Origin of the sequence: Paenarthrobacter sp. YIM B13468, assembly GCF_042788025.1 — a bacterium.
In the GTDB taxonomy this organism is placed as follows: Bacteria; Actinomycetota; Actinomycetes; order Actinomycetales; family Micrococcaceae; genus Arthrobacter; species Arthrobacter aromaticivorans.
The window spans coordinates 1-8,369 of the sequence record NZ_JBHZPI010000047.1 but is presented as its reverse complement, the minus strand read 5'-3'; the positions used below and the strand labels follow the sequence as shown (position 1 = coordinate 8,369).

Annotated in this window: 9 protein-coding genes and 1 tRNA gene; 1 reads left to right on the top strand and 9 read right to left on the bottom strand. The window is 59.2% G+C overall.

Annotated features, from left to right (window positions below; all coding sequences use genetic code 11):
• Nucleotides 1-755, bottom strand: a 755-nt coding sequence (locus ACFX4T_RS25420) for an SDR family oxidoreductase (protein ID WP_377655172.1), incomplete at its 3' end; no start/stop codon positions are given.
• A gap of 53 nt (nucleotides 756-808) precedes the next feature.
• The gene (locus ACFX4T_RS25415) at nucleotides 809-1,708 is read right to left on the bottom strand and encodes an NAD(P)-dependent oxidoreductase (RefSeq protein ID WP_223946273.1); all 900 of its coding nucleotides are present in this window, start codon (nucleotides 1,706-1,708) and stop codon (nucleotides 809-811) included.
• Nucleotides 1,709-1,778: 70 nt separating this feature from the next.
• Between ACFX4T_RS25415 and ACFX4T_RS25410 the strand changes: the two genes are divergently transcribed.
• On the top strand, nucleotides 1,779-2,846 hold the full coding sequence (locus ACFX4T_RS25410; protein WP_223946274.1) for a D-2-hydroxyacid dehydrogenase: 1,068 nt from the start codon (nucleotides 1,779-1,781) through the stop codon (nucleotides 2,844-2,846).
• An 85-nt stretch (nucleotides 2,847-2,931) separates the two neighbouring features.
• Here ACFX4T_RS25410 and ACFX4T_RS25405 read toward each other — a convergent pair whose 3' ends face one another.
• The 7 genes from ACFX4T_RS25405 to ACFX4T_RS25375 form a co-directional block, all read right to left on the bottom strand.
• Nucleotides 2,932-4,290, bottom strand: a complete 1,359-nt coding sequence (locus ACFX4T_RS25405) for an MFS transporter (protein WP_216925439.1) — start codon at nucleotides 4,288-4,290, stop codon at nucleotides 2,932-2,934.
• Nucleotides 4,291-4,448: 158 nt separating this feature from the next.
• Entirely contained in the window at nucleotides 4,449-5,243 is a 795-nt protein-coding gene (locus ACFX4T_RS25400) for an IclR family transcriptional regulator (RefSeq protein WP_216925438.1), read from the bottom strand.
• Between the two features lie 249 nt (nucleotides 5,244-5,492).
• Nucleotides 5,493-5,783, bottom strand: a complete 291-nt coding sequence (locus tag ACFX4T_RS25395) for a hypothetical protein (protein WP_377655168.1) — start codon at nucleotides 5,781-5,783, stop codon at nucleotides 5,493-5,495.
• Nucleotides 5,784-5,889: 106 nt separating this feature from the next.
• Nucleotides 5,890-5,965: transfer RNA gene (locus tag ACFX4T_RS25390), tRNA-Val, on the bottom strand.
• A gap of 55 nt (nucleotides 5,966-6,020) precedes the next feature.
• Nucleotides 6,021-6,950, bottom strand: coding sequence for an NAD-dependent protein deacetylase (locus ACFX4T_RS25385; protein WP_377655166.1), 930 nt, complete (start codon nucleotides 6,948-6,950; stop codon nucleotides 6,021-6,023).
• A 23-nt stretch (nucleotides 6,951-6,973) separates the two neighbouring features.
• Nucleotides 6,974-7,477 (bottom strand): peroxiredoxin, encoded by a 504-nt coding sequence (locus ACFX4T_RS25380; RefSeq protein ID WP_377655163.1) that lies wholly within the window; start codon nucleotides 7,475-7,477, stop codon nucleotides 6,974-6,976.
• The gene (locus ACFX4T_RS25375) at nucleotides 7,474-7,893 is read right to left on the bottom strand and encodes a DUF3052 domain-containing protein (RefSeq protein WP_216925434.1); all 420 of its coding nucleotides are present in this window, start codon (nucleotides 7,891-7,893) and stop codon (nucleotides 7,474-7,476) included. The genes ACFX4T_RS25380 and ACFX4T_RS25375 overlap by 4 nt, the downstream gene beginning before the upstream one ends.
• Nucleotides 7,894-8,369 lie beyond the last annotated feature (476 nt).

Genomic DNA, 8,369 nt, shown 5'->3' with positions numbered 1-8,369 from the left:
ATTCCGCCATCAACGAAGATCGTCTGGCCATTGACGAAATTGGACGCCTCCGACGCCAGCCACACAGCAGGCCCGGCAAGGTCAGCGACCGTCCCCCACCGGTGGGCAGGGGTCCTGCCCAGGATCCAGGAATTGAACGCCTCATCATCGACCAGGTTCTGCGTCATTTCGGTATGGATATACCCCGGCGCGATCCCGTTGATCTGCAACCCCGACGCAGCCCACTCCGCCGTCATCGCCCGGGTCAGGTTACGCAGCCCGCCCTTTGCCGCCACATATGGGGCAATCGTCGGGCGTGCAAGATCCGTCTGGACCGAACAGATATTGATGATCTTCCCCCTGCCCCTGGGAATCATATGACGGGCCGCTTCCCGGCCCACAAGGAACGCGCTCGTCAAATCCGTGCTGATCACCCGGTCCCAGTCCCTGACATCCAGCTCAAGCATGGGAACCCGGTGCTGGATCCCGGCATTGTTCACCAGGATCTCCAACGGACCAACATTGGCCTCGATCCACGCCACCCCCTCGGCAGCCGACACCGCATCCGTCACATCAAACGCCCGGCTGTGCACCCTCCCTGCAGGGAAGCCAGCCGCCATAGCGTCCCGTGAAGCTTCCAAACGCTCGGGATTGATCCCGTTCAACACCACCGTCGCACCAGCATCAGCCAAACCCCGCGCCAACGCGTTACCAATCCCCCGGCTCGAACCCGTCACCAACGCAACACGGCCGCTCAGGTCAAATAGTCCACTCATGTTTCTTTTGCATTCCTTCTTGTCTGGACAGGTACTTTAGTTGGGGCCGGTACTTAGTTGGCAGCCGAAGACATGGCAAGATTGGCTATCGCCTGGCGGACGACGGCGAGGTCCTGATCGCCAAGTCCTTGGCGTTTGAGTTCGCCGTAGAGCTGGATTGCCGCAGAGGCCATGGGTACCGGGGAGCCCACACTTTCGGCGCTTTGGACCACGAACGCCAAATCCTTGTGCATGAACTTGGCCGGTCCGGTGGGCGTATAGTCCTTGGCCGCCAAGCGTGGCCCGACAATCTCCAACACCCGGCTTGCTGCCAGGCCTCCAGCGAGGACTTCATACAGGGCGGCAACATCCATTCCGGAGCGTTCGGCAAGTTCAGCAGCCTCCGCGAGTGCCGCCGTCGTGGTTCCGACAATCAGCTGGTTACACGCCTTGGCGAGCGAGCCCGAACCCAGCAGCCCCATGCGGCGGACCGTTGTTCCCATAGTTTCAAAGAGCGGCTGAAGCCGTTCAAAGTCCGCTTCGGACGCCCCTGCCATAATGGCCAAGGTTCCGTTTTCGGCGCCAGCAGTGCCGCCGCTTACTGGCGCGTCAACCACCACGGCGTTCCCGCCGCTGGCCTGATGGACCCTTTCGCCGAACTGCCGGACGTCCGTTGGAGAAACGCTGCTCATAATCACGACGGCGGTGCCCGGCTTCGGCGGTTCACTCCGCCAGGCATCGAGCAAGTCTGTTGCGGCCTCTTCGATGAACGGTAGATCCGGAAGCATGAAAACGATGGTTGGTTCGTCCCGGAGTTCGGCAACACTGCCCACCCGGTTGATGCCGGCAAGGCCTTCGAAAGCAGAGTCGGAACGGTTCCATGCCCTGACAACCCATCCTGCTTTAGCGATGTTGGCAGCCATGGGAGCCCCCATGAGGCCCAAGCCTACGAAACCCACACGTTTGCTGGTCATGTCGTGAAGAACCTCACTTCTTTGTGTGCATCAAAACGAAATCTGTTCAATATCCTAGCCTCCATTCAGTATGATGAACACCATGACGACTGATGAACTTACCATCGCGATCGCTGTGCCGCTCGAAGTTGAGCATGTGGAGCGCATTCGCGCCGTAGATCCCTCCGTAACTGTCCTGTACGAACCAGACCTCCTTCCGCCCGAGCGATTCCCGGCCGACCACAGTGGGGACCCGGATTTCAAGCGGACGCCGGAGCAGGAAGAGCGCTACTGGGCCATGCTCAACCGGGCCCAGATTCTGTACGGCTTCCCTAATGAAAGCCCGTCCGGCCTTGCCCGGATTGCCCGGAGCAATCCCCATCTTCAATGGATTCACGCCATGGCCGCTGGGGCTGGCGGAGCCGTCAAGGCTTCGGGCCTCGATACTGAGACGCTCCGAAAATTCCGCGTCACTACCTCTGCCGGAGTCCACGCCTTGCCGCTCGCGGAATTCTCCGCCTTTGGCATCCTTAACGGCTTCAAGCGCAGCGCCGAAATGGCCCAGGACCAAGCGGCCAAGTTTTGGCCCCAATTGCGGACACCCACCAAGTTGGTCAACGGATCCAAGGTGGTCATAGCCGGGCTTGGCGAGATCGGCATGGAAACCGCACGAATCGCCCGCGCCCTGGGCATGAAGGTAAGCGGCACCAAACGTAACGTCGAGGCCATTGAAGGCATCGACGAGGTCACCAACAATGACGGCCTTGCGGCTCTGGTTGCCGACGCTGACGCCGTAGTGAACACACTTCCCGGCACTCCGTACACAGAGAAGCTGTTCAGCACCGAGATCTTCTCCGCAATGAAGCCGGGTAGCGTGTTCGTCAACGTTGGCCGTGGCACAGTGGTGGACGAGGACGCCCTTCTTGAGGCCCTCAACACCGGTCAGGTTGGCTATGCCTGCCTGGACGTCTTTGCAATAGAGCCGCTCCCGCAGGATAGCCCCCTGTGGAACCACCCCAAGGTACTGGTATCGCCGCACACGTCCGCACTGAGCTCGGCCGAAAACCGCCTCATCGCAGAGCGTTTTTGCAGCAACCTCCGTACATTCCTGGACGGTGGCGACCTTCCCCACCTGGTGGATCCGGTTCACTTCTACTAGGCCCCAGCAAGTCCTGATGCAAAAGGCTCCGACCCCAAAGGGGTCGGAGCCTTTTTTGTGCCAAAGTTTGGCGGCTACCGGCGTGCTACCTGGCGTCCTCAAGTGCAAGCAGGTCCCGTCCTGCTGTTTCAGGCGTAAAGAATGTCGTGATGAAGGAAATCAGGGCCAACACGAGCGAGTAGACCGCGAGGACAACCCAGGAGTTATGCGTGGCCGCCAGGAGGATGGCGCCGAGCAGGGGCACAAGGCCGCCTGCCAGCACCGCAGAGATTTCCCGGCTGAGCGCAACTCCGGTGAAGCGGTACTGGGAACCAAACAGTTCAGGTAGCAACGGGCACTGCGGGCCCAGCATGGACTGGACACCCAGCGCGATACCAACCACCATGACTACCCATACGAGCGTCACGTTTCCGAGAGTCACCAGATAGAACGCGGGGATGGCGAATACAGCCTGGAACAAGGCGCCATAGCGGTAAACCCGCACGCGGCCAAAGCGGTCAGACAGTGCTCCGAACGTCACCACCATGACGGCAGCGAATCCAGCGGCAATCAGAAGTCCCACAGGGCCAATGAATTTGTCTCCAGGGAAGACACCTTCCTTGACCGACATGAAGGAGATCAGCAAGGCCGAATAGATGGAGGAATTGCCGTTCTCTCCCATACGGAGTCCTATACCAACCAGCACGTTCCTTCTGGAGTGCTTCCAAAGTTGGCCGACAGGGTTCTTGACCACATTCTTGTGCTTCTCCAATTCCTGGAATACCGGGGTTTCCTTCAACCTCAGGCGAATGAAGACGGCAACAATGATCAGGACGAAGCTGGCAAGGAATGGCACCCTCCAGAGCCATGCCTCAAAAGCATCCTTATCTGCCAACTGCAACAGTGCGAAGGTTCCGGCGCCCAAGAGGGTTCCGAGTTGAATGCCCACGAATGGGAGTGACGCGAAGTAGCCGCGACGCTTCGGCGGAGCGACTTCTGATATCAGGGTTGTGGCTCCAGCCTGTTCCGCCCCGGCGCCCAAGCCCTGGATGATTCGCAAGGTCACCAGGAGTACAGCGCCGAGCATTCCGGCCTGCTCAAAGGTAGGGAGCAGGCCGATGGCAAAGCTTGCGAGGCCCATCATGCCAATTGTCAGCAAGAGGACCATTTTGCGGCCAAACCTGTCTCCGATGAATCCGAAGAAAATACCGCCGAACGGCCGGGCCGCAAATCCCACGCCATAGGTGGCAAAGGATGCGATCAAAGCCCCGCTCTCCCCCAAAGGTTTGAAGAACAAGGGGCCAAAGATCAAGGCCGAGGCCAGGCCATAGATGTAGAAATCGTAGTACTCCAGGGCAGAACCCACGGAGCTGGCCAGCGTCGCCCTGCGAAGCTGTTCCGGCTCAACCACTGAATCGTCAGCCTCAGCTGCGAGCTTTGCATTAGTACGAGTTGTCACAAGCACTCCCTCAAAATCACCCCAGGCCCCCGTTGGCCCGACGAGATAGTGATGGCATCACCGCCAAGATCACTATGATGAACAGCGTACAGCTTGATGAACACGCTGCCAAGATTGAAATCAGATTTATTCAAAACCCGACGAATGTGACGTGCAGCACGGCATTAACCCATCGGATTCCCCAAGGAACGGGCTAGGTCCTTGAGTTCCTTCACCATGAGCGCACCCTGCTCCTCTGAATAAGTAGCCTTCAATGCGGTAACAGAAAGTCCCAGGCTAGGACCATGTGCTCCGTGGGTGGGCACGGGAACGGCGAGGCAAACCACGCCGACCGTGGATTCTTCGTCCTCAAAGGCAAAACCTTGCTTGCGGATCGTGGCGATCTGCGCCTTCAGTTCCTCGGCCGTGCGAAGCGAATTCGGCGTCATGACCGGAAGTTCCATGCCATCCGGGAACATGGCGTCGATGTCGTGATCATGCAATTGCGCCAGGAGCGCCTTTCCTACGCTGCAGAGGGAGACGGGCATCTTGTCGCCTATGTTGGACGTCAGTCGAACTGCAGGATGACCCTCATAACGCGCCAGGTAAATGACGTGGTCCCCGTCCAGCATGGCGATGCGGACAGTTTCTCCGGACAGGGTGGGTGCTTGTTCACAGTATTTGTAGAACTCCTGCACTTCGTCCAAACGGCTCAAGTAGGCTGCACCCAGCTCCACGAGCTTTCGCCCCAAGCCAAAGTCCGCGCCCTGCCTGGTAATAAGCCGCGCTTCTTCCAGCGCCAGCAGCAGATTGGACGTGGAAGACTTAGGGATTCCCAACTCCCTAGACAGATCACTAAGGGTGAGGCGGCCCGACGGCGATTCTGCCAATGCTTCCAGAACGGCCGCTGCGCGGGTCACCGCAGGCGCTGGCGATGAGGCGCCCAGTCCTTCGGAGCGGGCAATGCGGGAATCGGCCATGATTCTCCTTCGTCATATCAAACCGGACGTCGCGTCGAACCGGCTGTTCAATCAGCTGAACACTACCCATCATAGTGTGACTGCCTGCTCTGCTGCCGGGAGGAATGGGGACTTTGCCGACACACAAGGCCTCAAGGCGGGCTTTACTTTCCAAACCGAAAAGTTCGCTGTATATTCATTTTCGAGCTCTCCACCGCGGCATCCCCCAATAGTCGTGGTGGAGAGCTCATCCATTTCCCGGCGCGAATCCTACGCAGCCGCCCGCTCATCGCCACGCAGGTACCAGCCCCCACCGCTTCCGTCCCGCACGAGTTCCCAGGTTGCCAGGCTGGATCTGGCATTGGTTCCCAGCCGCACTTGGACTTGCAGGACCTCAACATCCACGCGGCCCTGCCCCCGGGGCATTCTCTTGGAGCTCTCCCACCACGGCACCCTCTCGAACCATCGGAACGGCTCTTCGGCAATCTGCCATTCCCGGCCCCTCCGGACCACTGTAGTTGCCGTGCCGCCCCCTGTAGTGCGGATGTATACCTGTTCCATGAGCCAGACACTAGGGGCGGGCACTGACTTTTTGCGTCAGGTACTTTTCGGGAAAAGGAAAACCCCGCCATTCCGAACCGTTGCGGCCCAGGATGGCGGGGTTTCTTGGTGGGTCCTACCGGGATCGAACCGATGACATCCACGGTGTAAACGTGGCGCTCTACCAGCTGAGCTAAAGACCCAAAGTTCAGTTTCAGTGCCTTAGCGCTTCAACCAACGAACAATGACTCTACATGATCACTCGGGCGAAACACCAATCGAGTCCCCCTCTTCAGAAAGGTCGGGCAAATTCCGCGCGAGATAATCCAGGGCGCCGCTTACTCCCACTTCAAGTTTCAGGGCGGCAAATTCATCACCTCGCGTGGATCCCCTGTTGATGATGACCACCGGCTTGCTTGCCTTCGCCGCATGGCGCACGAACCTCAACCCACTCATCACAGTGAGCGAGGAGCCGGCAACCAAGAGAGCTTCTCCTGCGTCCACCATGGCATACGCCCGTTCGACGCGGGTTTTTGGAACATTTTCGCCAAAGTAGACGAAGTCAGGCTTCAGCGTGCCACCGCAGACAGGACAAACTGCCACCACGAATGACTTTATAAGCTCTGGATCTTCCACGGTGGCATCGGCGTCTGGTGCCATCTCCACCACGCCCGCCTCAAGCGCTGCTGCTACGAACCCCGGATTCAGCTCCTCAAGGATGGCGGCGAGCAGCCTTCTGGAAAAAATGTGTCCGTTCTCAAGGCAAATCACCTGATCGAAGCGCCCATGCAGATCCACTACATTAGTGCTCCCGGCGTCCTCGTGGAGCCTGTCGACGTTTTGGGTGATGAGCCCGGTCAGCAGGCCCCGCCGTTCCATGAGGGCGACGGCGGCGTGGCCGGCATTTGGATCAGCATGCCGCAGGTGGGACCAGCCGATATGGTTCCGGGCCCAATACCGCCGTCGACTGGCAGCACTGCCGATGAATTCCTGATAGGTCATGGGGTTCCGTGGCGCTGAACCAGGTCCCCGATAGTCAGGAATTCCCGAATCGGTGCTCAGTCCGGCACCGGTGAGCATGGCCAGCCGCTTGCCGCCAAGGATGCCCAGGGCCTCCTGCAACGCCGCCTCGGCCCCGGTCTCCAAGGTGGCAAGGGTAGCCGGCTCCATGCTGGCGAAGCCGGTCATACCAACACCGGGCCGCACTTGGTTCACCCCTGCTGCACTCTCAATTCAGAGAGCGCCTGGCGGTAGCCTGCGAGGTCCCTCGCTTGTCCCCGTGGATTGACCACCACATACCGGATCAATCCTTCGGCATCAATGATGAACGTTCCCCTAAGAGCCATCCCACTCTGGGTATCAAAGACACCGTAAGCCTGTGCCACAGCTCCATGTGGCCAGAAATCAGCCAAAAGATCGAACTCGTATTGTTCCTGCTCCGCATACGCGCGCAAAGCAAATTTGCTGTCCACAGAGATCGCCAAGACCGTGGCGTTCGAGTCTTCGAAAGCGCCGATATTGTCGCGAATCTCACACAGTTCTCCAGTGCAGATGCCGGAGAACGCGAACGGATAGAACACCACCACAACGTTGCGACCCCTGAAATCCGATAAACGGACGGGCTCGCCATATTGATTTAGCAGTTCAAAGTCAGGCGCTACCTCTCCGACACTGGGAACGAGTACGGGGGCCGGCGCTTGCTGGACTTCCGTCACTTGTTCTTCTTCGGCACCAAGCGGGTGGCGCTCCAGTCCTTGGATACCCCGGCAGAAGTGGTCAGGTGCAGCCCCGACGTGGGCGCCGCGTCCTGGATGTCCGCCGGAGAGACGTAGTTGTCGCGGCCGGATTTGGGGGTCAGAACCCACACCACGCCGCCCTCTTTCAAGGTGGTGAGCGAATCCATCAGAGCATCGACCAGGTCACCATCGCCGTCCCGCCACCAGCAAATAACAGCGTCTACGACGTCGTGATCATCTTCATCCAACAGCTCAGAGCCCGTGACATCTTCAATGTCGTCACGCAAGTCGAAATCGACGTCGTCGTCGTAGCCGCGTTCCTGAATCAGATCCCCGTCTTTGAAACCCAATCTTTCCGCCACATTTACCGATGTGGCGGCGTCGGCCTCGCTCACGTTTCCTCCTTTTGAAGTGACTTCCATTACTAACAGCCAACACCCTTTGGGCGTGTGCTTCAAGCCATTGTCCCTGCGATGACGCATATTCCGCACTACCTAGGGTGTTTCGAAGCTGTGACAATCGCGTGGCGTCCGTCACGGAGAGCGCCAAGGTGTGACATACAACGCCCCTGAAGCCCCACGGCTACGCATCCCACCGCTGTCAAAGCTAGAGTGGCCATGAGCGCTTTGGCTGCAGGGCGATCGCCCCGAGGAATTCTACTGGGCAGCCATGCGCTCACAAGACCTGCCCGGCGCATCCGACCGGGCTGTTGAAACCGAGATGTCGCACACGACGCGTTCATGACGGGCAGTTACCCTGCCAGACCTGAGGCGCCGATGCATGCGCCTAAAGGAAGGTTGGACGTGGCTGCAGGAGAAGAGACCTCACACATCCTCAGCGGGTTGACTGCCCAGCTGCCTGATCGTGATCC

Coding starts and splice junctions, on each gene's coding strand:
- ACFX4T_RS25415 (WP_223946273.1), bottom strand. CDS start 1,708: ATGACCAGCAAACGTGTGGGTTTCGTAGGCTTGGGCCTCATGGGGGCT.
- ACFX4T_RS25410 (WP_223946274.1), top strand. CDS start 1,779: ATGATGAACACCATGACGACTGATGAACTTACCATCGCGATCGCTGTG.
- ACFX4T_RS25400 (WP_216925438.1), bottom strand. CDS start 5,243: ATGGCCGATTCCCGCATTGCCCGCTCCGAAGGACTGGGCGCCTCATCG.
- ACFX4T_RS25395 (WP_377655168.1), bottom strand. CDS start 5,783: ATGGAACAGGTATACATCCGCACTACAGGGGGCGGCACGGCAACTACA.
- ACFX4T_RS25385 (WP_377655166.1), bottom strand. CDS start 6,950: ATGACCGGCTTCGCCAGCATGGAGCCGGCTACCCTTGCCACCTTGGAG.